Origin of the sequence: Actinomadura sp. NPDC048394, from assembly GCF_040651755.1 — a bacterium.
In the GTDB taxonomy this organism is placed as follows: domain Bacteria; phylum Actinomycetota; class Actinomycetes; order Streptosporangiales; family Streptosporangiaceae; genus Spirillospora; species Spirillospora montaniterrae.
In genome coordinates this window covers 106924-131979 of record NZ_JBEZJL010000024.1, presented here as the reverse complement: position 1 = coordinate 131979, position 25056 = coordinate 106924, and the positions used below count along the sequence as shown (strand labels likewise).

The window sequence follows — 25056 nt, the reverse complement described above, 5'->3', positions numbered from 1 at the left end:
CCGGACGCGCCCGGTGGGTCCGGCCCGCCGCCACTGGCTGCGACGGGCTTGAGGGCAAAGTGTCCTACCGATGTACCACCATGGCCGGAACCGTCACCACGACAGCGGCTTTTCCGGAGGAGAACCATGGCCTTTCCCACCCTTCCCCAGCCCGCGCCCGGCGAGGTGCTTTTGGTGTCCACCTGCTTCAGGGACGGCGCACCATTATGGGGCGGGCTGCTCAATGAGATCCAAGGTCGCCGGGAAGGTGATGTGCTCGTCGTGGACGGCGATGTACGGCTCCGCCTGGTCGAAAGCCCCGCCTGGAATTCCTTGCACGGCGGGAACGTACCGGCGGTCGTACCTGACGGCGGCACGGCGCAGCACGTCGCCGTCCTGGCGGACATCCCGGTGGCCTATGGCGGGGACGGGCCACTGCTGATCGACCTGGCCGGCGCGCCCGGACGCGGCGTCCGGGTCCCGCCGGCCCGGCTCGGCGAGGTCCTCACCGCCGTGACGAGCGGCGCCCTCACGTTCGACCAGATCGTGCGCGACATGGACGTGACCGGGATGTACCAAGGGGATCGAGGCCGGCCGGCCTTCCCCGCGCCTGCGGCGCCCCCGCACCGGGCCTTCCCGGCGCTGCCCGCCACCGACGCCGCCCTGCTGGTCCGCACCTGCTTCGACGACGAGGACGGCTGGCGCGCCCTGCTCGCCGACCTGAACGGGGTCGACGAGCAGGGTTGGGTCGGCAGGAATCCGGACCCGGACGAGATCGACGTCGAGAACTACCCGCTGACAGCGCGAGTCGTCGACGACCGGGCCTTCGAGGACCTCCAACCAGGCCAGGTCCCCGCACTGGTCCCGCCGGAGAAGCACACCACGCTGGTTGCGCTCGCCGACGCCAGGACCTTCGCCGAGGCAGGCCGCCCACTGACGGTCGTCGACCTCTACGACACCCCCGGGCAGCCCGCCGTCCTCCCTTGCAACAAGGTCGGATCGCTGGCGTGCAATTTGGAAATCGCCAACATGGACTTCCACGAATTCGTCGCTCAAAAGGACACCGAACCGTGGTGGGAGGCTTCCTAAAACCGGCACCGCCGACCACCGCGGCGGCAGCCGTCGGGGGGCTGCGTTCTGGCCGGCCCAAAGGAGGCAGGCGCTCTGCCAGAAACCCATCGGCGGCGATGGCGCCGCTTGCCTTCTCTGCATATCCGGCGAGAACCTAAAACCTTCGGCGCAGGTCATGGCCAACCGAGAATCCCGGGGGTGAGAGTTCGGGCGGTCGGCGACCTGCTGATCAGGAAGGAGACAGCGCGTTATCGGACGTTGTAGCCCCGGGAGTTCCAGAACAGGCTGGGGTTCGGGTTGTCCATGTGCGGGTCGCCGACGCTCTTGTCTACGTGCGTCTGCGGCCCAACCACATACCTCCGCTCCCTCTACGCGAGCGACAGCACCCCAGGCAGACGTCCCTACAAGCCCCACCCGTTGGGGGCGGGGGTGCCGCGGCGGGCGGCTTGGTAGCGCTGTTGGTGGTGGCGATGCCGGTAGTTGGGGAGGTCGAGGTCGTCGCCGGGCGGTGTATAGGGCATGCGCAGGTAGGCGCAGATCAGGTTGACGGTGGTCTGCCGGTGACCGGGGGTGTCTTGGGCGAGGCGTTCCAGGGCGTACAGGCCTGCGAGGCGAACGGGTGCTTTGCCGGAGCCGAGCTGGTCGGCAGCTTTGGTGTACAGGTCGGTCATCCGGCGTTCGCCGGCGTCGTAGTCGCTGAGCGCGGTCGCGATCTCCTGGTGCCGCTGGCGGCGGAAGGGCGGCATCAGCCCGACCGCCGCACCGGCCCCGCGCCGGCGGTCAGCCCGGTGCGGACCGCGTCGATCCGTGCGCTGACCCGCTGCTCCGGCCGGGGAGCCTGGAGCGCCGCGGCCCCTCCGCGAAGTCCTCGGCGCCTGGCAAATCCGGCCGGACTCGACGAGCACCAGGTCTGCCGCTGGACCTCCTGGCGGCGTTGGCCGGTGTTCGCGATGCTCGCCCACCCTCTGCTCGCCGTGATCGCCGCCCACGACAATGCCACACGACCGACCCCGGCCGGTTGATCGCGTTTGACGGGCGGGGACTGGAAACGGACCGCACCATGCGGAACCGCGCCAGTCCCCGACCCTCCACGGGCAGACGTCCCTCTCACGTCCCGGCGAGGGCGGCTCGCAGTTCGTCGGTCACCCTGTGCAGGCAGCTGCCGAAACTCGTACGCCCTTCGGCCTCGATCCAGTGCCGGAAGGCGTTCTGGAAGGCCACCGTGGCGAGCTGCGCGACCAGTTCGGCCGTCTCGGCGTTCACCTGACGTTGCTTCAGGGCGTCGCTGATCGCAGCGGTGATCGCAGCGGTCTTGGTCCGTTCGCGTTCCTGCAGCTCGGGGCTGGCATCGATCACCGCCCGGCGCTCCGTCGCGCCGTCCACCTGCTCGACGAGCTCGGCACCCACTCGCGCCAGCGCGTCGAGGACGGCGGCGAGCGGAGCAGCGTCCGGGTCCGCCGCCCGGACCGCCTCCGCCAGTGCCGGGGGCAGGCGCTCCGAGCCGGCGAACAGGACCTCGCGCTTGTCCGGAAAGTAGCGGAAGTAGGAACGCCGGGTGAGTCCGGCCCGCTCGGCGATATGGGTCACCGTCACGTTGTCGTAGCCGCGCTCCAGGTACAGCTCCAGAGCCGCCCGCTTCAGGCGCTCCTCCGCGCCCGGATCCCACCTCGCCACAGGCCGACGGTAACAGGTGATGGCGCACTGTGCCATCGGTGCTAGCCTGAACTCATGACACACTGTGTCATCACTGGGGACGCCCGTCGCCGGTGCGGCCCGGAAGAGGCAGGGTGACATTCACATGACCGAGACCAGCGAGACCGGCGAGGTCAGGACGAACGACGAGGTGTGGGTCGTCGGGGCCACCGGCCGTGTCGGCCGAGGTGTGGCCGCGCGACTGGCTGCGCGGGGGCTGACGGTCGTGCCGGTCGGGCGCAGCCGGGAGCGGATGGTCGCCGCCGGGGCCGAAGCCGGTCTGCCCGGGGATGCGAAGGTGGTCGTCGCCGACTCCGCCGAGCGGATCGCGGAGGAGATCGTGCGGGAACGCCCGCGGGTGGTGGTGAACACGATGGGCGCTTTCGCCGCCACGGCACCGGTGATCGCCCGTGCCTGCATGCCCGGCGGCCACTACGTCGACCAGGCCAGCGACCTGGTCGCCGTGGAAGGGCTGCTCGCCCTGCACGATGAAGCGGTGCGGGCGGGCAGCACCCTGGTCACCGGCGCCGGATTCGGCGTGCTGGCGACGGAGGCGGTGGTGGCGAAGCTGTGCGAAGGGCGGCCCGCACCGCACCGGGTGCTGGTCGACGCCGTGGGCTCGGTGGCCGTCGAGGCGGGAGTGCTCGGTGCCGCCTTGGCGGCCAGCATGGTGGACGTGCTCACCACCGGTGGGCGGCGGTACGAGAATGGGCGGCTGGTAACGTCGCGCCTCGGCGCAGATCCGCAGCGACTCTCCTTTCCGGACGGGGAGGCGGCGAAGTCGGCAGGTGTCGCGTCCGGCGAGCTCGTCGCGGCGCATGCGGTGAGCGGAGCACCGTTCGTCACCGCGACTTCCGGTCTCGTGCCGACCGCTCCGCTGATACGTGCCCTGCTCCCGCTGCTGGGCCGCATGTTGTCCGTTCCGGCGCTGCGACGCCTCGCCGTCGACCGGCTCGGCCGGGTACGGATCAAGGCCACGCCCCGTCCGCGCAAGCACTCCTGGGGGCACGCCGTCGTCGAGTGGGCGGACGGCACCCAGCACGAGGGATGGCTCCGCGCCGGCGACGGTATGGACTTCACGGCCGACGTCACCGCCACCGTCACCGAACTGCTGGCCCGTGGCGTCGGCAGGCCCGGGTCCTGGACGCCGGCAGCCGCCCTTGGGGCTGACCTGGCGACGTCCGTGGGCGGCGCCTTCATACTGGACTGAGGAGCGCCGACGCCCGCCGTCCGGCGGTTGCCGGGGCCTCGGCGAGTGCCCGCGACAACCGCCAGGACGCACACGGCGGCGAACTCCAGCAAGGCGCTCCGGGACGGCGTGGACGTTGCCCTTGCCGAAGATTACGTCCGTGCGCACTGTGCACGCCACGCAGCCGCTCAACGACCTGCCCTGCCCTGTCAGCACACTGCTGCACCTGCTCACCAGCCCTCCACGACGCGACAGCAACCCGCGCTAACGAGCTCAAGGACACTGGCTCGGGTCGCCTCGGGGGCGGCGGGCCCGGCGGGCCCGGCCTCCACACGCCACCAATGCCCGGGCCCGGGAGCGCGAGAAGTCGGCCCACGTGGTCGATGCACGCTCGGGTGCCGGCTTGGTGCGGGAGCGGGTGAAGCAGCCGGCGTCCTCGACGTCGGTCACGATCCGCTGGACGGCACATTCGGTGATGCCGATGTGCTTGGCGATGTCGCGGATGCGGCTGTGCGGGTCGCGGGCGACCGCGGCCGGGACTCGGGCGTGGTTGGTCTGGAACGCCCTACCACCGTGGGCTGGATCGGCCAGGCCGCGCAACGTGCCGCCTGCGGCTGTTGATCTCCTTTCCGGCGAGGTGGCCGCGATCGGCGCGCGAGCGTCTCGAATGGCCTTCAGGCGTCCGGTCGATGTGCCGTCGACTGCCGACCGAGGTGCGTGGCAGGGGTGGTCAGCGCGCCGCTGGCGGTTTTCTCGTCGGTGTTCCGGTATCCGGTTCGACCTGCACGCTCGTTCTCTTGGCGGGGGTAGACGTGCAGGAGCAGGGGGCTGAGGTCGGGACCGGTTGGGGGCTCGACGCGCATTCCGGCGGTGGTGAGGGCGGTGGTGTAGGCGGCGATTTCGGCGGCGGGGCTGAGGGTGCGGCGGCGGGCGCGCGAGGCGCAGGCGACCAGGAAGGGTTCGCCGTCGCGGCCGCCGTCGACGAAGAAGCCGTCGCCAGGGTGGCCGAACTCGGGGCGCCCCGCGTTGCGCAACACCTCCCGAATGGTCTCGGCGTCACGGTCGCGGCGGGTCCGCAGCGGCTGCCGCCAGCGACCGTATCCGAACGCGGGAAGGTCTTCGACCTGCTCAGTGAGGGCAGACAAGCTCTCTTCTCCTGCATATGCACGGCCACCATCGCCAGATGGCGGCTGATGGTTCACGGGCGGGTCAGTGATCAAGAACTGGACATCGCGACTGCGTCCTTGCGGCTCAGGACGAAGCCAGGGGTGACGGCCGCAGAGCTGCTCTTCTGGGCGACTTGGGGCGTGGCTCGACTTGGACGTTGTTCAACCGGGTGCCTGGCGGTGCAGGCTCCCGTACCGGGAAGCGGGATGTTCGCGAGGTCGCCGCTCCGGGACGGTTAGGAGTCGGACGGTGCCGTCGGGGCGCGGGTCGCGCTGTAGGCGGCAAGGCGACGGGCGAGCTCGTCGCGTTCGCGGGTGAGTTCGACGAGCTCGTGCTGCAGCTCGAAGATCCGCCGGATGGCGGGCAGCGTCATGCCTTCGTCCATCATGGTGACGACCTGCTGGATGCGGCCGATCTCGGCGCGGCTGTAGCGGCGCTGTCCGCCGGCCGAGCGCTGCGGCGAGACGATCTGGTGGGTGTCGATGCGGCGCAGGAACGCCTGCTGCACCTGCAGCATGTCCGCGACCTGCCCGACGGTGAACAGCGCCGCGTACTCGTCGTCCATGGGGAGCTTCACCGGCCGCCCTCCTTTCTAATCATCACCGGCCTTCGTGCCGGGGCCTGGTGCTCGGGGCTTCGGGCGGCTTTGAGACAGCGGCCCGCCGCCGATGCGGTGCGGTGGTGCTGGTGTGACCCGAATACCGCACGCGCCGCGGCGGGTCCGCTGCCGGCCGGGTGGTCACCGGGTTCCCCCGATCCGAAACCGACGCCCTCGCGGTGCGGTGCCGTGCCGGTGACGGCCGTTCATCGGGGCGGTTGCCCGTGGCCCATCGGATGTCAGTTGCTGATCGCCTTCTGGGCCTGGACGGCGATCTTGCGGGGCTTCGCCTGTTCCAGGACGGGGATGCGGACGGCCAGGACACCGTTGTTGTAGGCGGCCTCGATCGCGTCGGCGTCCAGGTGCTCCGACAGGTAGACGCGGCGGGTGAAGGTCCCCATCGTGCGCTCGCGGACGAAGACGCGCTCGCCTTCGCCGAACTCCTCCTCGCGCCGGGCGCTGACGGTCAGCACGCCGCGGTCCACGGTGACCTCGATCGAGCCGGGGTCGATCCCGGGCAGGTCGAACCGCAGGACGACGTCGTCGGCGCGGCGGATCCCGTCCATCGGCATCCCCGCACCCTCGCCGCGGCCGCTCAGCCCGGCCTGCCGGACCGCGCGGTCGAACTGGCGCTCGAACTCCTGCACGAACGGGTCGATCGACGTCAGCAGCATCGCTCGCTCACCTCCGAAGATCCCCGGGGCCTCCACGCCCGGGACTGTTTGCGCCTCACAGGGAAGGAACCCTGCAACTGGAATCATAAGTACCATGCCGGGCTGGTTGTCAAACATCGGTCGGCAGCCAAGTATCGGGCCCGCACCCTGAGGTCGGTTCGACGTGTCGAGATAGATCATCAGGCCAGGTGGGGGCGGCAAGAGGGGCTGTAGTCCCTGAACGAGGTGGCGTAACCGGCGGCAGCCCGCTCCTCGGCATCTTCACCGACAACCTCTCGGCAGTGGGCTTGCCGACGACCGGGGGCTTGACATTTTTCTGCGGTCGTGGGTATAGAAAATGTGTATCGGTCGTTGACCTGGTGACGCTGGCAAGAGGTTTCCGGGGGTGATCGACATGCAGGGGATGGCCCCGATTGGTGTGCCGCGGCGGGTAGGCCGCGAGTTCGCAGACCTGATCTGCGCCGACGACCAGTGGCTGCGCGAGGAGTTCGATGCCCTGATCGCGGCAAGCTATGGCGCGCCACCCACCTGGCCCGGGCCGCCTGCACCCCCGTCCACTCCCCCCACCGGGCGACCGTGGCGATATGACATGCCGGACCCCTCTGGCCGCCGCTCGGCCGGGGGCTCGGCCGCCGCCGGCAGCGGCAGCGCGATTCGGCGTCAGCGCTCGCCTCCGCCGTCCCGACGTCGTTCTCCTGCATCGGTGCTCCAGCCGCAGCCTGGAGGCCGGGTTCCCGCGACTGCCCGGCCATGACGCACCCGACGGCGGAGCATCCCGACGGCGGAGCGAGCACCTCCCGGGGTCGTCCTCGGGACGAGCAGCCGCCAGATCAGCCGCATTCACCGAGGCAGCACGTCACGACGGAAGGAGGAAACGGCAACCGGGCAAAGACAGTCTCGCTCAGCGTCAGCACATCAACCGGGCCGGCGAGTTCTCTCCCTCAGCACGAGCCGGCCCGGCCCTCATGCCGTCCCCAGCCGCAATCACACGACGGCGCCGCCCACCAGCCAAGTGCCGTCCGCAACGGCGGGGCCTGCAGCGGGCGAGTCGCCGTATCGACCCGGTTCGGGAGAAGGTAGAGGAGGTAATCGCCGTGGTGAACAGCACCATCCTGCGCAAGACCCGCACCGCAGCCGACTACGTCCACACCCACAGCCCCAACCCCCTCACCCAGAGCCGCGCCGCAGTCGTCCTGCACAATTTGGCCGCCGTCCACTTCGGCGCCGCTACCGACGCCGCGAGGGATGCCGCTTGGGGCCCGGGCGAACAGGTCGACCCGGTGGCGCTTCGAGACTTGGTGGCGGCGGTCACCGACTGCGCGGGCACCGGCTGGCTGCAGGCCAACGCCCACGACCCCGACATCGGGCGCGTAACCGCCTTGCTTGACGCACCCCAACTGCTCCCCGGCGACCCCGCCGAACTGGACGAACTGCTGGCCACCGTCCTGTGGGCGAGCCATGGCCCCCAGCCCGCGCTGGCCGCTGAAGCACCGCCGTCTCCGCTCGGCGATCAATCCGCTCGGCGATGAGCCACAATGCCACCGTCGGCGGCTCTGGTGGCCCTGGACGCGCGGGGCCGGCCGTTTGTCCACGTGGGCCGCACGGCGCGGAAGACGGCGTGCCACAGCACCGAAAAGCTCACCGTCCCCGCTACCGAGGCGGCTTTGAGCGACCCCCCGACGTTGCGGCAAGGCCGCACGGTGATGGAGACGACGAGGCAAGCGACAGCAGGCAGATCACCTCCGGCGGGTATCTTTCCCCGCGTCGACCAAAGCCAAGATCGGCGCGCTGTCAGAGTCTCCGCCGCCCGCCAGTGCGCGGGCCCCATCCTGGACGCCGCATCCTGGACCGCCCGGCCTCGCACGGCGCCGCCGCGACCGACTCATCGACTGGGGTCGGCCGGTTTCGGCGTTCTTGGCGCGCACGCAGGTAGTTTCTTGGTCCGCAAAAGCATCGGCACCGCCCCCGAGGGGGCCCGGCCGGGAACAGGGCAGGCGATCGCGCCCGTTCATCTCGCGGATGGACTGGTACCGCCGTTTCGCACGACGCCGCCGCTACCGGAATCGCAGCCTGATCGAACGCCGCTACTGCCCCATCAAGCAATGGCGAGGATTCTCGAACCGGTATGACGAGCACGCCACCCTCTACCGCCGCCGTCGTCCTCTACGCTGTCATCGCCTGGACCCGGCAGCTCAGGCCTCACCCTAGTTCCTGATTGCTCACCGGGTTTGTTCGATCGAGTCCCGGCTCGCCATCAGAGCTGGTCGGCCCTGGCTCGATAGCATGCGGCACATGGCCATCAAGCTTGAGAACGTCGGCATCACCGTTCGCGACCTCGAAGCAGCGATCTCATTTTTCACAGACCTCGGTCTCACGCTCGTCGGCCGTGACACGGTCAGTGGTGAGTGGACCGACACCGCCGTTGGCCTTGATGGCAACCACACCAACATCGCGATGCTCCGGACGCCGGATGGTCACGGTCACCTCGAACTCTTCGAGTACGTCCACCCCACGGCGATCGAGTCGGAGCCCACTCGTCCCAACGAGATCGGTATGCACCGCGTCGCATTCTCGGTCGACGACATCGACAAGGCCCTTGAGGTAGCCGCGAAACACGGATGCCGTCCGCTTCGCGGCGTGGCCACCTATGAGGACATTTACAAGCTCGCGTACGTCCGCGGTCCCAGTGGCATCATCGTGATGCTCGCCGAGGAGCTGAAGCAGAACTGACGTCCTACCGGCCCACTCACGATGTTGCCAACCTCCTCGGGTTTGTGAATCCGTCCAGTAGGCCGTCACTATCGACGACACCCCGGTTGTTGTCCGCGACGCTGCCGTCCGGGGCCTCTTTGTCGATGGCGATGTGTTCGCTGGTCGAGGGTGGGGTCTGGATGGCAGAGCCGGTGAGAGCACGGCGCCTGACCGAACGGAAAGTCGCAGGCTGCAGCGGACGGTGCGGCAGGGCAAGCATGAACCAACCCGGGCCCGTCGGGCGCACCCCGACGGACGTTGGCCTGCGGGAATCGGCGCGAAGCCCAGCTCAGCGCCGCTTTCGTCCTTGTACCGCGCGGGCCATGGCGGTCAGCTCCGATCGGCAGCTGGCCGGATTCGCACGCTGAAGGCCGCTGATCTGCCCGCGGGGTTTGCAGAGGCCACCGGAGCTGGTGATCTCGGCTCGGGATTCGATTCCGCAGGAGTCTGGGGTTGCCCGCTCCGGTCGGCTCGGTTGCCTGGCTCCTGCGGGCGAATGGGGTATTCGGAAGTGGCGCATCCCGGGCCCGGCTCGGGTGCTTGAAGGTCCGCGGCGAACTCGCGAGCCGACCGGGGGACGAAGTGGGACGTCCCCGTGCCCTCTGGGTCGGTGCGGCGGGCTTCGGCGTGGCGGTGGAACCGGCTGAACAGCCGCCCCCGTTCGCCGGTGAGGACGCCGGGACCGTCGGCGATGACCTCCACCACGGCATGCCCGCCGCGTTCGAAGGACAGAACCTGGCTGGGGCCCGGGAGCCGGAGCGCACGGCGATGGTCGCTGCGGTGGTCCGGTCGGTGGAGGCGGTGGCGTTGGCCGGGCCCGTGGCTCAGGGCCGGGACGCGGAGGAGGCGGTGGTGCCGGCGCGGGAGCGGTTGGCGCGGATCTCGTCGTGGTGGTCGGCGGCCCAGCCGATCAGCTGCTTGACGAGGTCGTGCAGGCCGCCGCCGAGCGGGGTGAGCGCGTACTCGACGCGCGGTGGCACCTCGGCGTAGGCCGTACGGCTGATCAGCCCGTCCTCGGTGAGCTGGCGGAGGGTGTGGGTCAGCATGCGTTGGGAGATGCCCGGTATCTGGCGCTGCACGTCGGTGTAGCGCATCGGGCCGCCCTCCAGGACGGCGATGATCAACATGCTCCACTTGTCGCCCACCCGGTCGAGCACCTGGCGGATGAAGTCCATGTGATCGGCGGGGATGCTCGCACACGGCCCGGCCGAAGCCGCCATCCCGGTACCCGCGCTGTCCTGCATGGCGCCCGTTCCTCTCCGTCACGCACACCGATGTGCCTTTTGTACCGCCTTCCATACTGGTTCATCATGGCGTTACGAACAAACAGTAGGAATTGGAGGTCAGGCCGTGAAGGTAGAGATCTGGGCTGAGATCGCCTGCCCCTGGTGCGGCCTGGGCGGCCATCGGCTCGGTCGGGCCGTCGAGCGATTCGAGCACAGCGGCGACGTAGAGGTGGTCCACCGCTCGTTCCCTCTGCGCAGCGGCCTGCCCGAGGACCGCACGCTCAGCGTCCGCGAATATGTGCTGGCCAAGTACGGCGCCATCCCTGGGCAGGGCGACGTACCGGACATCGAAGGCATGGCCGCCGCCGAGGGACTGGCCCCCTACCGGGTCCTGGCCGACCGGCGCTACCGCCGTCAGGTGCAGCAAGACGCGCACCAGGCGCAGCGGCTCGGGGCAACCGGTGCGCCCTTCACCGTCATCGACGGCCGGTACGCCCTCGCAGGAGCGCAGGACACCGACACCCTGCTCGGCGTCTTGCGCCAGGTCTGGGACCAGACCCGCCCGACCGCTGTCGTTGCCGACAACGGTGCGGCGACCTGCGGCCCGGACGGCTGCGCGGTTCCCGCCGACCACGCCGCCCACGCCTGATCCACACATCTGATCCACACGACGGCCGGGCATCGGGTCTCCGCATGTCCCGGCCGCAACAACACGGAAGAGGTCTCACTGTGCCCACTCTCGCCATCGTCGGCGCCGGCCCCGGCATGGGCCTGGCCATCGCCCGCGCCTTCGGCAGCCGCGGCTTCGACGTCGCCCTGATCGCCCGCACCAAGGAGAAGCTGGAAACGCTGGTCGACCAGCTCGGTCAGGAAGGCGTCACGGCCGCCGCGTTCCCCGCCGACATCCTCGACCGCGCCTCACTGACCGATGCCCTGGACGCGGCCAAGGCCCGCTTCGGCGGCATCGACGTACTGGAGTACTCCCCGGCCCCGCACTCCCCGGTGCCCGGCCTCACGATGGCCGCTCCCTCACAGGTCACCGTCGACAACCTGCAGCCGATGATCGAGTACGCCTTCTACGGCGCTGTCGCGGCGGCCCGGGCGGTACTGCCCGCGATGCGCGAGAAGGGCGCCGGCACCCTGCTGTTCACCAGCGGCGGCGGCTCGGTGGACCCGCTGCCGATGCTCGGCAACGCCAACGCGGCCCAAGCGGCTCTGCGCAACTGGGCGATCAACCTGAACAAGGAACTGGCCGGCACCGGCGTGTACGCCGGACACGTGGCGATCAACGTCTGGATCGGCGAAGGCGTCGTGGACGCCCCCGAAGGCAGCCCGACCGCCACGCCCGAACAGATCGCCCCCCTGTACTGGGACCTGCACGAGAACCGCGACCGCCCCGAGGCCGTCTTCAACACCTGACCACCCGGCTCACCCCGCACCCGTGCTCCAGCGTCCGCCCCCACCCACATCCCTGCTGGAGCTTGCGGATGAGCGCCGCCACACGAGTCGCAAGAGGCAGCACCGCCCTCCCATGCGCACCGGCCCCCCGGCGGGCTCATCCCTCGCGTCGGGCCCCACTGCCTGGGTCTGGTCAAACCGTGGCGACCGGGGACGCGGTCAGCGGCGGTGGGGATCGAAGGGGTCCGGTTCGCCCGCCAGTGCAGCTTGGGCCAGCCGTTGCAGGAACTGCCCGAAGGTGTCGGCGATCGGTCGGTATCCGGGAGCCCCCGCGGTGTCGGCGCGATGGACACCGTTCTCGATTCCCGCCGCCGGTATCGCCAGCATCGACCCTTCGGGAGCCACCAGCAGGCCGAACATGTCCCCGCCGACGTTGCTCGCGAGGATCATGACCTCCCTGTCGGCGTCCTCGAAGCGGACGTAGCGAGGCTCGCTCGCTTTATGGAGCTCGATCGTCCATGACACCGGACCGATGAAGTAGGCGTTCCAGACATCGGGCAGGCTCACTTCGCTGACCGCGGTGAAGAAGGCCGCGACGTCAGGTGGGACCTTGCCGGGAAAGGCCGCCTGCAGCGCGGCGGCACCGGTGGCGTCGCGGGCGAGTACGACGTGATTGTCGCCTGGCGGATAGCCGAAGCGCTGCTCGAAGTCGGGCGGCGCGGCCGCTTCGGCGACCTCCTGAAGCATGCTCACGACCTGTTCGATGTCCACGAGTCACCTGACCGTCCGGCAACGCCCTGAACCGCAGACGGTACTCCCCTACCTGGGAGGCGGCGGTCTGAAATCCACCGGGTTCGATGAAGCCCGGTTTACCTGGCGCCGGTTGGCGCTGGTGTGTTGATGGAACGGTAGTACGCGGTCTCGTACTCGATGGGTGTGACGTCGCCGATAGCGGTGTGCAGCCGGCGGTGGTTGTACCAGCCGACCCATTCGACGATGGCGTACTCGACCTGGTCGCGGGTTCGCCAGGTGCGCCGGTGGATCGGCTCGGTGTTGAAGGTGGCGTTCAGCGACTCGGCCATCGCATTGTCATACGAATCGGCGACCGAGCCGACCGAGGCGGTTACGCCCAGGTCGGCCAGCCTGGTGGTGTACCGGAAGCTGACGTACTGGCAGCCCGGTCGGAGCGATGAATCAAGGTGCCCGGGCGCACTGGCCGCTCGCCGCCACGTTGCCACAGCGTGTCCCGAGGCCTTCCCGGGTGTCCGGGCGCGATGACTCGAACGTGCGCCCGTCGCGGATTAAAGGGCGCGTCGACCGCAAGCGCGACCGTCCACGTCCGATGAACAGCGGAGGCAGGATCCCGCCGACTATGCCGGGACGGAGTCTTGGAGCATGCTGATCGCTTGGCGAGCGAGCAGGCGCTCGGCAGCGTCGTAGCTCCAGCCGCAGTCGACGACCAGCGATCGCCATGCCGCCAAGCCGAAACAGTGCCACAGACGGTCTGATACGCCCTCGACGGCGAGGTGCGGGGCCACCGCGCCGATGTCGACCAGGTGCTGCGCGACTTCGCGAAGCGCTTGGCGGTACTGCGTGATGACGTAGTCCCATATCTGCCGCGCTTTGTCGTCGCTGGCCATGGACGAGTAGAGCAGCTCGATGGACGGTGCGAAGCGTTCGGTGTTGTCGCGGATTCCGTGCGCCAGGCATGCGATCGCGGAGGCGAGGTCCTTTTTCCGAAGTACCTCGTCGCGCAGTCCGGTGGTTTGCGAGTCCGCCACGTCCGTGGCGAGCAGCGCATGCAGGACTTGGGTCTTGGTGCCCACGCTCGCGTAGAGCGTCTTTGTCGCGACGCCGACCGACCGAGCGATGTCGCCCATCGTGACGTTCGGGTACCCGCAGGTGATGAAGAGCTCGCGCGCCGCGTCCAGGATGTCCTGCCGGGTCTGGGCGGCGCCCTGCTCACGGCGTGCTGATCGGTACCTCCGGGTCACTTCAGACATGCCCTCAACCTACTCGGTGTTAGAGTGAATAAGTTCATTGCAGAGCCTCTAACATGAAATGGGTCAGCCACCATGGACACGAATCCCGAGCGCGACCCGCAGGCCGTCGTGGAGACGCGCCTCATCCACGCCACGCACAGGCTGGGCACCGGGCTGCTCGTCGACGCCGGCGGCCGGCCCTCCGTGCCCGGCGAGGCGCTGGCGCAGTTGCGGGACTTCCTCGTGGTGAACCTGCGCCACCATCACGAAACCGAAGACGAATGGCTGTGGCCGCTCATCGCGGCGGCGGCGCCGGGGACCAAGCACGCCCTCGACGAGCTGGCCGAAGAGCACGACCGCCTGGACGCCGCGCTCGACCGCCTCGCCGGCACCGACGACCCGAGCGCCCTGCGCGAGGCGGCCGTCGAGGTGCGCGACAGCGTGCACAACCACCTGGCCCACGAAGAGCCGATCCTTTTTCCCGCCCTGCGGGAGCACGTCACGCCGGCGCAGTGGGAGGAGTTCGCCCAGAGAGTCGTCGCCACAACGCCGCCCGTGGCCGGGCACCTGATGATCGGACTCCTCGACGAGGTGGGCACGCCCGCCGAAGTCGAATCGGTGCTGGCGACCATGCCGCCGCCGATGGCGGAACTGCTACCGGCCCTGCGCGGCCAGGCCGCCGCCGACCTGCGCGTCCTGCGGGGGATGGAGCCATGACCCGCACTCCCCTCCCATAAACGGCCATTCCGAGCGTCGCATTCGCCAGGAGCCCAGTCGCATTCGCGGAGGGAAGGAAGTGATGGACTCCCGGTCGCTTCGCTATGCCATAACGCTCGCAGAGGAATTACATTTCGGTCGCGCCGCCCAACGGCACTACATCAGCCCGCAGCCGTTCGGCCGGCACATCCAGGGCTTGGAGCGCGACCTGGGCGTCCGGCTGTTCGACCGCACCAGCCGGCGCGTCACCCTCACCCCGGCCGGGACGCGGGTCCTGGCGGAGGCCCGCGCCATCCTCGACGCGATGGACGCCCTCACCGACCCCGGCCGCTGGGCCACCGAACGCGACGACGGCGGCCTGACCATCGGCGCCCTGGGGAACCTGCTCGACCGGGTGCCGGCGCTGATCGCGACAGTGGCGCGCTGGCTGCCCGGCCCGGCCTTCGACTACCGCGAGTTGTCCTTCGCCGACCAGTACGACGCCATCCGCTCCCACCAGGTCGACGTCGGACTCGTCCCCTATCCCGGGCCCATGGACGGGCTTGCCTTCGAGCGGGTGTTGACCATGCCCCGCAGCGTCGTCGTCCCGGCCCGCTCGCCCTACGCCGATGCCGATCTCCTCACCCTGGCCGAGGTTGAGGACGCGGCCTGGGTACCGCTCGACGGCACGCCCCGAATGGACACCTGGGCGGGGCCGCAGGCCGAGCAGGTGCGCCGGGGCGGCACCGGGGTGCGCACCCCGTCCGCGATACCGGCTGCGGTCGCCACCACCGGCCGGCTCTGCCTGCACGTCATGGCCGCCGCCGACTCCTCCGCTCACCCCGGCGTGCGTTACGTCCCCCTGGAGGACGCGCCTCCGGCCAGGCTCGCCATCGCCACTCGCGATGACGACCACCGCCCGGCCGTCGCGGCCTTCCGCAGCGCCGCCCACCTGCTCACCAGACGCCGTCCCGTCCAGTAGGGCCGAGGCACCGGTGTCCTAACTCGCCTTGCTGGGGCGCGCCTCGGGGTCGGCTGACGGAGGCTCCTCATGGATCGGAATGCCCAGGTCGAAATAGGTCGGGCAGTCTTCCGCGCACTGCCATTTCACTTCGAGCCAATCCCACCAGCAGCGCTTCGTGTGCTGTCGAGCCTCGAACGACATAGAACTCATAGCCTTTAACTCCTCGTTTCCGGATGCGTGTCCCGGGCCGCCGGCCACCCGTCAGGGGTCGTGTGCAGGGCGGGCGGCCATGACTGGACGGGCGGGGGCGGAGCAGGGAATGGAACCGCCGTAGGCGGCTTTGGCACCGGCCCCGGGTCGGAGAATTGCGGTTGCGCTGGAGCGAAGGGGGAGTTGAATTGGAGCGTCGCGTGGTCCTCGTGCGCCGGCCAGTTTCCGAGGACAGGTGGCGACTCCTGCAGCACCGGCACCTGGCGCATCCCTGCGAACGGATTGCGCCACACATAAGCGCGCAGGGTGTGCCACCGGTAACGCAGACCCATCAGTCGAAGGGTGAAGGCGATGACGGACGCACTGGACGCGGTGACCACGTTCAACCAGCCGGTGGCGTGCAGCACGGCGACGGCCCCGGCTCCGACCAGCGCCGGCAGGACGTAAAGATCGCGGTTCCAGCGGAGCGCGGCCGGTGGTTCGTTCGCGATGACACTGGCCAGGATCCCGCCGCCCACGGCACTTCCCACGCCGAGGGTCGTGGCGGCGAGCACGTTGAGATCATGACCGAGCGCCTTGGTCGTGCCGGTGACGCTGAAGAGGGCCAGTGCGGCCGCGTCGAGCAGTACATACGCACGGAAAAGGGCCTCACCGCGATGCGCTCGCGCGGTGAAAAAGACGATCAACGCGGCGGCCACCGGGGCCAGGTAGTAGCCGACATCGGTGAAGGCGACAGGAGGCACACCGATCACAAGGTCCCTGAACACGCCGCCGCCGAGCCCTGCCGCCTCCGCCAGCAGGATGGCACCGAAGACGTTGAAGTCTTTGCTGACGGCCAGCAGCGCCCCCGACAACGCGAACGCGAAAATGCCGATCCAATCCATGAAGTACTGGATCGTCTGCCACAACTCCCCGTTGGCCATGAAAAGGGTCTCTCCTGCGGAGTCATCATTGTCGACCAAGCCACGCACCCGAAAACGGCTCTCCCGGATCCACGCCGGCCGTCACCTGGTTCACCTCCTTGTCGTCCCATGGGCGGGCACAGCACACCGGTGACGTCGCCGAGTCGTGCGTGGAAATTGCTGCCCCGCTTCAGCACCATCGCGGCCGGTGACGCCCCGAACCCCACCCCCAGCAATCTGGACACCGTGCCCGGTGCAGGCTGGGCCTTCCGCAGATCGCGACAGCACTGGCAGCAGAAACCACCGGCTTGCCGGCGGGCGGGGCCGGTCAATCTGAAGCCGTCCCAGGACACCATGAGCGCGGCGGGGAAATCATCAGCCAAAAAAGTTGTGATCTGGCCCCCGACGCGGACTCCCGAGCACATCGAGCCGCCCCAGGGCGCCCGGCCACTACGCACCCCGACGCCGATCTCACCCGACTAGGAGCTCGAGGACCAACGCCTGGCCGCAGCCAACTACGTCCACAGCCAGAGGCCGACACCGCTCACCCCGCTGCCGCGCCGCAATCGCCCCTGCGCTACCTGGCCACCGTGCACACCACCGCTTCAGCCCGGCTCCATCGGGGACTTGCCGCCAGACCGCTCTGCCTCGGCTCTCCCGCGGCCCGCGGAGGCTGGGGCGACTACTACGCCGACCGGCGTCGGGCTCGACCAATGCTTCTCGGCCCACAGCGCGTCCAGGGCTGAGCCGCTGCCGGGTGCCGTTCCCGGCCGGCTCCGTCGAACGCCCCGGACGGTGGGTGGTTCGCTTGCTACTCCCCGGCATCGGGTGGTGCGGCCGGGATGTCGCCGGTGACGAGGACGAGGACGACCTCGACCGTCGGATCAGAGCAAAAGTGACCATTAGTTCCTGATTTGTCGCTTCTGCGGGTATCTTCAAGGCCGGCCCGCAGGTCAGTGAGGCCGTGACGCAGGGCATCACATCGGCGGCCGACAACCGCTCCGCGGCCGTGGCCGGGCGCTGTCGGCACCGGTGCCGAGAACTGGTGGAGGAGCCGCCGCCTATGCAGTGCCGAAGAGGGGCCGGCTCGATGACCGGCCCGGCGCCGGCCACCGGCCACCGCCATGGGCAGGTCGGCGTGACGCCGGAGCGCTTCCGATGACACGCGCGACACGGCCCGCGCAGGTGGAGGACCACCTGCGCCGCACACCAGCGCACTCTCTGCCCGAGGCCGTGGAGGAGGCGCTCAAGGGGTGCCTGCCCGCGGTCTCCGCCGTCCGGATTCTGCTCGCGGACTATCACCTCAACGTCCTGGTCCCGCTCGACGGCCAGGACGAGCCGGAACCTGTCCGGATAGCGGGGACATTGGCGGGACGCGCGTTCGTGTCCCGGAAGCCGACCCTCGACCCGGTCGTCGGACGGGGCGCCGCCCCCGACGGGTGTGAGGTCTGCGTGCCGGTCACCGCTCGCGGTGAGCGGCTGGGGGTGCTCGCCGTGACCACCGGTGATCCGGCCCCTGAGGATCTCCTCCCGGATCTGGCCGAGATGGCGGAGATCATCGGCTGCGCCCTGAAGGTCGCCTGGAACCACACCGACCGCTATGAAAGGGCTCGCCGTCTGCAGCGGCTCACTCTCGCGGCCGAGATCCAGTGGCAGCTGCTGCCCGGGCACGGCTGCGCGGGCGAGGAGTTCAGCCTGGCCGGGCACCTGGAGCCCGCCTATGCGATCGGCGGGGACAACTTCGACTGGTCGACCGAGCGCGACCATCTGACGCTGACCGTCACCAACGGGTCCGGGACGGGCATCCAGGCAGCGCTGCTGACCTCCCTTGCCGTCGGCGCGCTGCGCAATGCCCGCCGTTCGGGCGCCGACGTCGCCGAGCAGGCGGCCCTCGCCGGCGACATGGTCCACGCCCGCTACCGCGGCACCGAGTTCACCGAGACGCTGGTGATGCGGGTGAACCTGGCCGACGGTGTCGTCTCCGCCGTCGACGCCGGCTCGCCCCACATCCTGCTGATGCGCGGCACGACGATGATCCCGATCGAGCTCGAGCACCAGATGCCGCTCGGCATGTTCGCCGACACCCGCTACCAGATCCAGCAGTTCAAGATCGAGTCAGGCGACCGCCTGATCATCGTGAGCGACGGGCTCTACACCGCGCCCACATCACCCGACGGCGTCTTCGGGACCACCGCGCTGCAGCAGGTCGCCCGGCGCACCCGCATGCTCGACGCCGCCGAGGTGCCGCTGGCGGTCATCGCCGAGCTCATGGAGCACCTCGGCGGGCAGGATCTCGCCGACGACGCGGTGGCGTTGTGCCTGGACTGGAAGCAGCCGGCCACCGACAGCTCCTCGCCGGCGCACCCAGCACAGACTCAGGAGTCCTCGGACACGCCGGGCTGAGCTTCGGCAGGCGCCGAAACCGGCTGCGACGCCGGGCGTCGTTCTTCGGTGGCCGCAGCGGGGTCGGTCATACCACCGAAACTGCCGTAGGGACCGGATGCGGCAGAGCCCGCCTGGCTGTCTTCGCTCATCATCTGTGCCGTGGAGAGGGCGAGCGAGCGGCGTCAGCGCCGGGTGGGCAGACGGACGACGGTGACGAAGAAGTCGTCGATCTGCCGGATGGCGTTGATGAACTGGTCGAAGTCGACGGGTTTGGTGACGTAGGCGTTGGCGTGCAGCGAGTAGCTGCGCAGGATGTCCTCCTCGGCGGAGGAGGTGGTCAGCACCACCACGGGGATGGCCGCGAGGTCGGGCTCGGACTTGATCTCCTGGAGGACCTCGCGGCCGTCCCGCTTGGGGAGGTTGAGGTCCAGCAGGATCAGGTCGGGGCGGGGTGCCTCGGCGTGCTCGGCGCGACGGTACAGGAAGTCCAGGGCCTCGGCGCCGTCGCGGACGACGTGCAGGGTGTTGCGGACCTTGTTGTGCTCGAACGCCTCGCGGGTCATCAGCTCGTCGCCGGGGTCGTCCTCGACCAGCAGGACGGTGATGGGCTGGATGGCGGTACCGGTCACGAACGGGCTCCCTGCGGGTCGGTGGAACATGAAACGGCGCCGGAGGTACCGGTGCCGGGTGGTGCGAACGGGCCGGCCGAGCGGCCCGGGTCGGCCTGATCGATGTCGGCCTGATCGGTGTCGGCCTGGGCGAGGGCGGGGAGGGTGAGGTGGAACCGTGCGCCGTCCCGGTGCTCGGGATCGAGCCAGATCCGGCCGCCGTGGTACTCGACGATCTTCTTGCACAGGGCAAGGCCGATGCCGGTGCCGCTGTAGGAGTCCCGGCCGTGCAGCCGCTGGAAGATGACGAAGATCTTCTCCTCGTACTCGACCGGGATGCCGATCCCGTTGTCGGTGACGGTGAGATGCCACTGATCGTCCTCCCCTTCGCAGGCGATGCGCACGACCGGATCGCGGTCGGGAGGGCAGAACTTGACGGCGTTGCCGACGAGGTTCTGCCACAGCATCGTCAGGAGCGTCGGGTCGCCTGCGACCTGCGGGAGGTCGCCGGGCACCTCGACGCGTGCGCCGGAGGAGGCGAGGGCGTCGTCGAGGTTGGCCAGTGCCCGCTCCAGCGGCTCGCGCAAAGCGAGTCGCTGCTGCCGGTGCATGCGTCCGACCCGGGAGAAGGCGAGCAGATCGTTGATCAGCACCTGCATGCGCTTGGCGCCGTCCACGGCGAAACCGATGTACTGGCGGGCGCGGTCGTCGAGCTGGTCGGCGTAGCGGCGCTCCAGCATCTGGCTGAACGAGGCGACCTTGCGCAGCGGCTCCTGCAGGTCGTGGCTGGCGACGTAGGCGAACTGCTCCAACTCGGCGTTGGAACGGCGCAGCTCTGCCGTCTGCGCGTCGAGCGCGGCGGCCTGGCGCTGCAGGGTCCGCTCGCGTTCGGTGGACCGATCCAGCGCCCGCTTGATCCGGACGCGCATCGCCTCGACCGCGCGGGCCACGTCGCGGACGTCCGCCGGGCCGTGCGCGCTGATGACGTGGGTGAAGTCGCCGTCGGCGACCTGCCGGGACGCGACGCGCAGCATCCGCAGCGGCCGCCCCACGGCGTAGTGCAGCAGCACCACCAGCAGCGTCCCGACCGTCAGCAGCGCCGCGAACAAGGCGGTCAGCGTCCAGTTCCGGGCAGTGCGGGTGTCGCGGAGTTCGGCGCGGCCGGCGGCGCGTGCCTGCGCCAGGTCCCGGTTCTGCGTCGCCCAACTGGCCCGGACCGCGTCGAACGCGGGCTCGCCGCGTGCGGCGGTGGCCGCCGCGTCCGCCCCGGGACCGTGCTCGGCGACTTGAGAGATGACCATGGTGCCGTAGTCGCGGCGCCACGCCTCGATCGCCCGCTGGACGGCCACCAGGTCTGCCCGCAGGGTGGGCTCGTCGGCCAGGAGCCGCCGCAGCCGCGCCATCGACTGCTGCTCGGTGGTCAGCCCGTCGGTGTAGGGCTGCAGGAACCGCGGGCCGCCGGCCAGGGCGTAGCCGCGCACCCCGCTCTCCTGATCGAGCATCGCCATCTGCAGCCGGCCCGCCTCGACCTGCGCGGGCGTGATGGTGTCCACCAGCCGGTCCGACACTCTCGCGGTGTGGCCCAGCTGGCCGTGGACGACCACTGCGGCGGTGACGGTCAGCACCCCGATCAGCACCGCGGCCAGCGTGAACCAAGATCGGACGGTCAGGCCGCGCCGGAGCGGGACTCCGCGCCGGACGCGCGCCGGATCTCCCGCAGGCGCAGCGGGATCGCTGTCGTCTGCGGGCTCATCGGCCTGCACCTGCGGGGGTGAAACGGTCACGTATCGGCCCATCCCAGATGAATGACGGCGACGTCGTCGGCCAAGCCGCCATGCTGAAGTGAGGCCTGCTCGACGTCGAGGATCAGCGCGTCGACGAACTCCTCCGCCGGGCGGTGCCGGTGGCGCTGCGCGAGATGGAGCAGGCCTTCCGTGTCCAGGTGGCGCCCGTCCGAGCCCGTCCGCACCTCGAACAGGCCGTCGGTGAACATCACCAACGATGTCCCGGCCGGTATCTCCAGCTGGTGCTCCTGCCAGGTCTCCAGCCCGGGGACCATCCCCACGCCGAGACCGCCGGGCGGTTCGAGCAACCGGACCTGGCCATGGCCGTGCAACAGCAGACCCGGATGGCCCGCGCGGACCACTTGCGCGACCGGACTCTCCGGGAACAGCGTCACCGTGGTGAGGGTGACGAACATCTCCGTGCCGCCCTGCTCGGCGACGAGCAGCTCTTCCAGCATTTCGGGAAGCCGCGCTCCGCGTACCCCCGCCAGCACGAAGGACCGCCACGCGACCCGCAGGCTCACCCCCAGTGCCGCCGCCACCGGGTCGTGCCCGGAGACGTCCCCGATGACCGCGTGCACCTGCCCGTCGTCGGTCTCCACCACGTCATAGAAGTCGCCGCCCAGCAGCGAATGCACCCGGCCCGGCCGGTACCGCGTCACCACCTGCAGGTCCGGGTTGGCCACCCGCGGGCTCGGCAGCAGCCCGCGCTCCAGCCGGGCGTTCTCCTCGGCGCGCAGCTGCTCGGCCTGCAGCGCCGCGACCGCCTGCTGCACCTGCCGCCGCTGGACGGCGTACCGGACGGCTCGTCCGAGGGTGTCGGGGTCCAGCTGCGCCTTGGACAGGTAGTCCTGGGCGCCGGCGGCGACCGCGGCCATCCCGGCCTGCGATTCCGCGAGGCCGGTCAGCACGACGACAGCCGTGCCGGGCGCCCATTCCAGGACCTGCCGCAGCACCTGGAGTCCTTGCGCCTCCCCCAGATGGAGGTCCAGTAGTACGCAATCGGGTGTCGGTCGCGCCGTCAGCGGCCTCTGCGCCTCGCGGAGCGAACGCACCCACCGCAGCGATGCCTGCAGCCCGGTATCGGCGAGGATGTCCTCGACCAGCAGCGCGTCGCCGGGATCGTCCTCCACCAGCAGGATCTCCAGCAGCCCCAGGCTAGGAGCGCCACTCCAAGAGTCGCCGACGGCACCGAGCACACTGGGAGGCGACGGCACAACCGCCGCTCCCACCTCGCTCTGCCGCGTCATCAGCTACTCCAGCCCTCCCGTGGCCACCTCGCTCAGGTCCATCCTCGAAGCGCCGATAATAGTTGCCATCCGGCAAATATATCCAGCCGGGCCTTCGGGACACCCCGGCCCGGCATGTGCCTCTGAGCCCCTCCTCGGGCTTCCTCACGGATCCCGCCTGCTCAAGCGAGGCCCGAACAGGATCACGGGCAGTCGCACCGCCAGCGTCTCCGCCCGCCGATCCTGTTCGACGGGCAGCCGTGCCTGCGCTCGAACGCAGAACCAGAGGCTGCGTCGTGCCACCGGATCGGTCCTGCCGCTCACGCTTTCAGAACATGTCTGGCTGGACGCGGGGGTCACGGTCGAGGAACTCCTGCGGGGTGTGCAGTACGCGGTCGCCCACGAACCGATCCAGGGCAGCAAGGATCTGCTCCTTGCCGGCGCCGAAGCTGCCGACCGTGCCGATGACGCGATAGCCGAGCTCGTGCAGCTCGCGGGAGAAGCGCATGCCTTGGGTTGCGGGGTACGAAGCACCTGGCCGCAAACGGACCACCAGCAGGTGGTTCCCCTCGTACACCTGTGTCATCTTCGGGTTCACCGAGCCGCGTTTAGGGGGCAGAACCCCCACGTGCGAGACGTCCCTCCACGGTGTTCGCAGCGTGCCGATGTTGGTTGCGCTTTTGCGTACGTGCACGGTGATGGCCGAGCGGTCGATGACCAACTCCGCTTCCCGGGGCAGGGACCGGACGAGGTCGGCGCCGCCGTCCAGGAGCCAGGAGGCGTGGGCGCGGCGGACGTCGTGGATGCGGAGATCCGGTTGCGGAACCAGTTCGCGGGGACGCCGTCGGGTCTCGTCGCTGGGGTTTTGGGGGCCTACATGCTGAGCGCGATTCGGTACCGGTCATAAATCGCTCGGTGTCCGGTGTCGTTCGGGTGGAATCCGTCGGTGGTGTATCCGCCGAATGCCGGATCTCCCGTCGGGTGGCGGTTCGGGGCGTGGTCGAACACGTCGGTGAACGGGACGTACAGGCCGTCGTGCTTGCGCGCCTGCTCCGCGATCAGCGCGTTGTAGTGCGCGACGCGCTCGCAGTCGGCCCATGTTCCTCCGTCGCTCGGCATCCATGTTCCTCCGACCACCAGCAGCGCGTCCGGCGCGGCGATGCGAACCCGGTCCAGCACGGAGGCGCAGTCGGAGGAGAAGGCGTTGTACTCCTGCGCCTCCCGGACGTTGTTGGTGCCCAGCATGACGAACGTCAGGTCCTCGCCGCCCCTGACATTGGAGACCGAGGTGAAGACGGTGTTGCCATTGGCATTGTGGGTGTGGTCGTAACCGCCGTAGGCGACCGGGCCGACCGACTCCAGGCGGGCCCGCATGAGATACCGCCAGGAGTTCTCCGGCGTGCTGGCGAAGGATCCCCGGTAGCCGACGGAGTCGCCGAGGAAGTTGACTCGCAGCGTTCCGCTATCGGGCCAGATGATTTTTCCTGCCTGGGTCAATTTCCGGTCCCTAGGCGCAAGGCGTTGCCGCTGTAGACCTTCTCCAGCACGTCGTCAGGGAGGTCGAGTGCGGATATGGCCCAGCGGCCCTGGGGCGGTATCTCCTCGTCGGGGGCGTAGGGAAAGTGTTCGTCGGCGGTCTCCAGGAAGCGGTAGTGCGTGGGGTACGAGGACGCCGAGAGCGGGAACGCGTCGGTGCCGAAAAGGACGCGGTCCGGGTGGCGGGTGAACAGCGTCCGGGCCGCGCGCGGACGGCGGCCGAGTTCGGCGAGCCTGCCGGCGATGTCGATGTGGAAGTTCGGATGCTCGTCCAGCATGCGCGAGACCCATCGGAGGTCCTCGGCGTAGCAGCCGACGTGCGCGCCTATGAAGACGGTGCGCGGGTGAGCGGCGACGAGGCCCTCCAGGGCGTCCATGAGTCGTTGGAAGGACGGAAGGCCGGGGCGGCCGAAGTGCCAGTCCGGATGGGTCAGCAGTTCTTCGAGCCGCTCGTTGTGCCGGTCGGCGGGCTGGAAGAACGCCACCGGATCGGCGGTGTGGATCAGCACGGGCAGGCCGAGGTCCCCCGCTGCGGCGAAGACGGGGGCGAGGCGCGGATCGTCCGGCAGGACCAGGCGGCCGTCGGGTCCGGTGTAGTGCAGGCCGAGCGTCTTCCAGACCTTCAGGCCGCGGGCGCCGCGCGCGTGCGAGTCCTCCAGGCTGCCCACCAGCCGGCCGACGCCGTCGCGCTCGCGGAGCAGGCCCCAGTCGAGCTGGCAGAACGTGAGGAACCGGCCCGGGTGGGCGCGATCGTAGCGGTCGAGGTTGGCCGACAACTCCTCCCCCCACATGCCGTCGAGGTTCACGATGGCGGCCACGTCGTGTTCGTCCATGAGGGCGAGCAGCCGGCCCACGTCCGGCGCCATCCATCCGCCGTCTCCGGTGAGCCAGCGGCCCAGGTGGTTGTGGACGTCGACGCATCGGTACCGCGGCCGCGGAACACGGCTCCCGGGGATGGCGACGCTCGGGCGCGGCGCATAGTCGGACAGCCGCAGATCGTGGAGATCGGGCATGG

General features: G+C 69.8%; 24 protein-coding genes and 1 pseudogene. 9 read left to right on the top strand and 16 right to left on the bottom strand.

Annotated features, from left to right (window positions below):
- Positions 1–126: 126 nt before the first annotated feature.
- Positions 127–1068, top strand: coding sequence for a hypothetical protein (locus AB0C78_RS19570; RefSeq protein ID WP_360749684.1), 942 nt, complete (start codon positions 127–129; stop codon positions 1066–1068).
- Positions 1069–1451: 383 nt separating this feature from the next.
- On the opposite strand, the gene AB0C78_RS19565 is transcribed toward AB0C78_RS19570, so the two are convergent.
- Positions 1452–1796 carry a hypothetical protein gene (locus AB0C78_RS19565; protein ID WP_360749681.1) on the bottom strand — a complete coding sequence of 115 codons (345 nt, stop codon included), beginning with the start codon at positions 1794–1796 and terminating at the stop codon, positions 1452–1454.
- 361 nt (positions 1797–2157) lie between these two features.
- Entirely contained in the window at positions 2158–2724 is a 567-nt protein-coding gene (locus AB0C78_RS19560) for a helix-turn-helix domain-containing protein (protein WP_360749678.1), read from the bottom strand.
- 124 nt (positions 2725–2848) lie between these two features.
- On the opposite strand from AB0C78_RS19560, the gene AB0C78_RS19555 reads away from it, so the two are divergent.
- Complete coding sequence (locus tag AB0C78_RS19555) at positions 2849–3952, top strand: saccharopine dehydrogenase NADP-binding domain-containing protein (RefSeq protein WP_360749675.1); 1104 nt, start codon at positions 2849–2851, stop codon at positions 3950–3952.
- 653 nt (positions 3953–4605) lie between these two features.
- On the opposite strand, the gene AB0C78_RS19550 is transcribed toward AB0C78_RS19555, so the two are convergent.
- The 3 genes from AB0C78_RS19550 to AB0C78_RS19540 form a co-directional block, all read right to left on the bottom strand.
- The gene (locus tag AB0C78_RS19550) at positions 4606–5076 is read right to left on the bottom strand and encodes a hypothetical protein (protein ID WP_360749672.1); all 471 of its coding nucleotides are present in this window, start codon (positions 5074–5076) and stop codon (positions 4606–4608) included.
- Positions 5077–5333: 257 nt separating this feature from the next.
- Positions 5334–5675, bottom strand: a complete 342-nt coding sequence (locus tag AB0C78_RS19545) for a MerR family transcriptional regulator (RefSeq protein WP_360749669.1) — start codon at positions 5673–5675, stop codon at positions 5334–5336.
- 260 nt (positions 5676–5935) lie between these two features.
- On the bottom strand, positions 5936–6370 hold the full coding sequence (locus tag AB0C78_RS19540) for an Hsp20/alpha crystallin family protein (protein ID WP_360749666.1): 435 nt from the start codon (positions 6368–6370) through the stop codon (positions 5936–5938).
- Between the two features lie 1094 nt (positions 6371–7464).
- Here AB0C78_RS19540 and AB0C78_RS19535 point away from each other — a divergent pair.
- On the top strand, positions 7465–7899 hold the full coding sequence (locus tag AB0C78_RS19535; protein ID WP_360749663.1) for a hypothetical protein: 435 nt from the start codon (positions 7465–7467) through the stop codon (positions 7897–7899).
- A gap of 763 nt (positions 7900–8662) precedes the next feature.
- Positions 8663–9100, top strand: a complete 438-nt coding sequence (locus AB0C78_RS19530; protein WP_360749660.1) for a VOC family protein — start codon at positions 8663–8665, stop codon at positions 9098–9100.
- 845 nt (positions 9101–9945) lie between these two features.
- On the opposite strand, the gene AB0C78_RS19525 is transcribed toward AB0C78_RS19530, so the two are convergent.
- The gene (locus tag AB0C78_RS19525) at positions 9946–10296 is read right to left on the bottom strand and encodes a helix-turn-helix domain-containing protein (protein WP_360749657.1); all 351 of its coding nucleotides are present in this window, start codon (positions 10294–10296) and stop codon (positions 9946–9948) included.
- Between the two features lie 175 nt (positions 10297–10471).
- On the opposite strand from AB0C78_RS19525, the gene AB0C78_RS19520 reads away from it, so the two are divergent.
- Both AB0C78_RS19520 and AB0C78_RS19515 read left to right on the top strand, forming a co-directional pair.
- On the top strand, positions 10472–10996 hold the full coding sequence (locus tag AB0C78_RS19520; protein WP_360749654.1) for a DsbA family protein: 525 nt from the start codon (positions 10472–10474) through the stop codon (positions 10994–10996).
- An 80-nt stretch (positions 10997–11076) separates the two neighbouring features.
- Positions 11077–11766: an SDR family NAD(P)-dependent oxidoreductase gene (locus AB0C78_RS19515; protein ID WP_360749651.1), complete on the top strand. Its 690-nt coding sequence runs from the start codon at positions 11077–11079 to the stop codon at positions 11764–11766.
- Between the two features lie 198 nt (positions 11767–11964).
- Here the strand turns inward: AB0C78_RS19515 and AB0C78_RS19510 are convergent, their stop codons facing one another.
- The 3 genes and pseudogenes from AB0C78_RS19510 to AB0C78_RS19500 form a co-directional block, all read right to left on the bottom strand.
- Positions 11965–12516, bottom strand: a complete 552-nt coding sequence (locus AB0C78_RS19510) for a hypothetical protein (protein ID WP_360749648.1) — start codon at positions 12514–12516, stop codon at positions 11965–11967.
- A gap of 98 nt (positions 12517–12614) precedes the next feature.
- Positions 12615–12923 (bottom strand): annotated as a pseudogene (locus AB0C78_RS19505) (integrase core domain-containing protein); the annotation flags it as partial.
- 192 nt (positions 12924–13115) lie between these two features.
- On the bottom strand, positions 13116–13748 hold the full coding sequence (locus tag AB0C78_RS19500) for a helix-turn-helix domain-containing protein (protein ID WP_360749645.1): 633 nt from the start codon (positions 13746–13748) through the stop codon (positions 13116–13118).
- A gap of 72 nt (positions 13749–13820) precedes the next feature.
- On the opposite strand from AB0C78_RS19500, the gene AB0C78_RS19495 reads away from it, so the two are divergent.
- Complete coding sequence (locus AB0C78_RS19495) at positions 13821–14444, top strand: hemerythrin domain-containing protein (protein WP_360749642.1); 624 nt, start codon at positions 13821–13823, stop codon at positions 14442–14444.
- An 82-nt stretch (positions 14445–14526) separates the two neighbouring features.
- Complete coding sequence (locus tag AB0C78_RS19490; protein ID WP_360749639.1) at positions 14527–15405, top strand: LysR family transcriptional regulator; 879 nt, start codon at positions 14527–14529, stop codon at positions 15403–15405.
- Between the two features lie 197 nt (positions 15406–15602).
- Here AB0C78_RS19490 and AB0C78_RS19485 read toward each other — a convergent pair whose 3' ends face one another.
- Positions 15603–16520, bottom strand: a complete 918-nt coding sequence (locus tag AB0C78_RS19485; protein WP_360749636.1) for a TRIC cation channel family protein — start codon at positions 16518–16520, stop codon at positions 15603–15605.
- A gap of 1137 nt (positions 16521–17657) precedes the next feature.
- Between AB0C78_RS19485 and AB0C78_RS19480 the strand changes: the two genes are divergently transcribed.
- On the top strand, positions 17658–18902 hold the full coding sequence (locus AB0C78_RS19480) for a PP2C family protein-serine/threonine phosphatase (protein WP_360749633.1): 1245 nt from the start codon (positions 17658–17660) through the stop codon (positions 18900–18902).
- Positions 18903–19066: 164 nt separating this feature from the next.
- Here the strand turns inward: AB0C78_RS19480 and AB0C78_RS19475 are convergent, their stop codons facing one another.
- From AB0C78_RS19475 to AB0C78_RS19450, 6 genes are all read right to left on the bottom strand, one after another.
- Positions 19067–19513, bottom strand: coding sequence for a response regulator (locus AB0C78_RS19475; RefSeq protein ID WP_360749630.1), 447 nt, complete (start codon positions 19511–19513; stop codon positions 19067–19069).
- A complete protein-coding gene (locus tag AB0C78_RS19470; protein WP_360749627.1) occupies positions 19510–21129 on the bottom strand; it encodes an ATP-binding protein in 1620 nt (539 codons plus the stop codon). Before AB0C78_RS19470 ends, AB0C78_RS19475 begins: the two co-directional genes overlap by 4 nt.
- 143 nt (positions 21130–21272) lie before the next feature.
- Positions 21273–22475, bottom strand: coding sequence for a SpoIIE family protein phosphatase (locus tag AB0C78_RS19465; protein WP_360749624.1), 1203 nt, complete (start codon positions 22473–22475; stop codon positions 21273–21275).
- A 358-nt stretch (positions 22476–22833) separates the two neighbouring features.
- A complete protein-coding gene (locus tag AB0C78_RS19460; protein WP_360749621.1) occupies positions 22834–23226 on the bottom strand; it encodes a hypothetical protein in 393 nt (130 codons plus the stop codon).
- A gap of 152 nt (positions 23227–23378) precedes the next feature.
- Entirely contained in the window at positions 23379–24002 is a 624-nt protein-coding gene (locus AB0C78_RS19455) for an SGNH/GDSL hydrolase family protein (RefSeq protein ID WP_360749618.1), read from the bottom strand.
- Positions 23999–25054, bottom strand: coding sequence for an amidohydrolase family protein (locus AB0C78_RS19450; protein ID WP_360749615.1), 1056 nt, complete (start codon positions 25052–25054; stop codon positions 23999–24001). The genes AB0C78_RS19455 and AB0C78_RS19450 overlap by 4 nt, the downstream gene beginning before the upstream one ends.
- Positions 25055–25056: the final 2 nt, after the last annotated feature.

Coding starts and splice junctions, on each gene's coding strand:
- AB0C78_RS19485 (WP_360749636.1), bottom strand. CDS start 16,520: ATGGCCAACGGGGAGTTGTGGCAGACGATCCAGTACTTCATGGATTGG.
- AB0C78_RS19540 (WP_360749666.1), bottom strand. CDS start 6,370: ATGCTGCTGACGTCGATCGACCCGTTCGTGCAGGAGTTCGAGCGCCAG.
- AB0C78_RS19530 (WP_360749660.1), top strand. CDS start 8,663: ATGGCCATCAAGCTTGAGAACGTCGGCATCACCGTTCGCGACCTCGAA.
- AB0C78_RS19565 (WP_360749681.1), bottom strand. CDS start 1,796: ATGCCGCCCTTCCGCCGCCAGCGGCACCAGGAGATCGCGACCGCGCTC.
- AB0C78_RS19490 (WP_360749639.1), top strand. CDS start 14,527: ATGGACTCCCGGTCGCTTCGCTATGCCATAACGCTCGCAGAGGAATTA.
- AB0C78_RS19500 (WP_360749645.1), bottom strand. CDS start 13,748: ATGTCTGAAGTGACCCGGAGGTACCGATCAGCACGCCGTGAGCAGGGC.
- AB0C78_RS19495 (WP_360749642.1), top strand. CDS start 13,821: ATGGACACGAATCCCGAGCGCGACCCGCAGGCCGTCGTGGAGACGCGC.
- AB0C78_RS19525 (WP_360749657.1), bottom strand. CDS start 10,296: ATGGACTTCATCCGCCAGGTGCTCGACCGGGTGGGCGACAAGTGGAGC.
- AB0C78_RS19480 (WP_360749633.1), top strand. CDS start 17,658: ATGACACGCGCGACACGGCCCGCGCAGGTGGAGGACCACCTGCGCCGC.
- AB0C78_RS19450 (WP_360749615.1), bottom strand. CDS start 25,054: ATGCCCGATCTCCACGATCTGCGGCTGTCCGACTATGCGCCGCGCCCG.
- AB0C78_RS19555 (WP_360749675.1), top strand. CDS start 2,849: ATGACCGAGACCAGCGAGACCGGCGAGGTCAGGACGAACGACGAGGTG.
- AB0C78_RS19570 (WP_360749684.1), top strand. CDS start 127: ATGGCCTTTCCCACCCTTCCCCAGCCCGCGCCCGGCGAGGTGCTTTTG.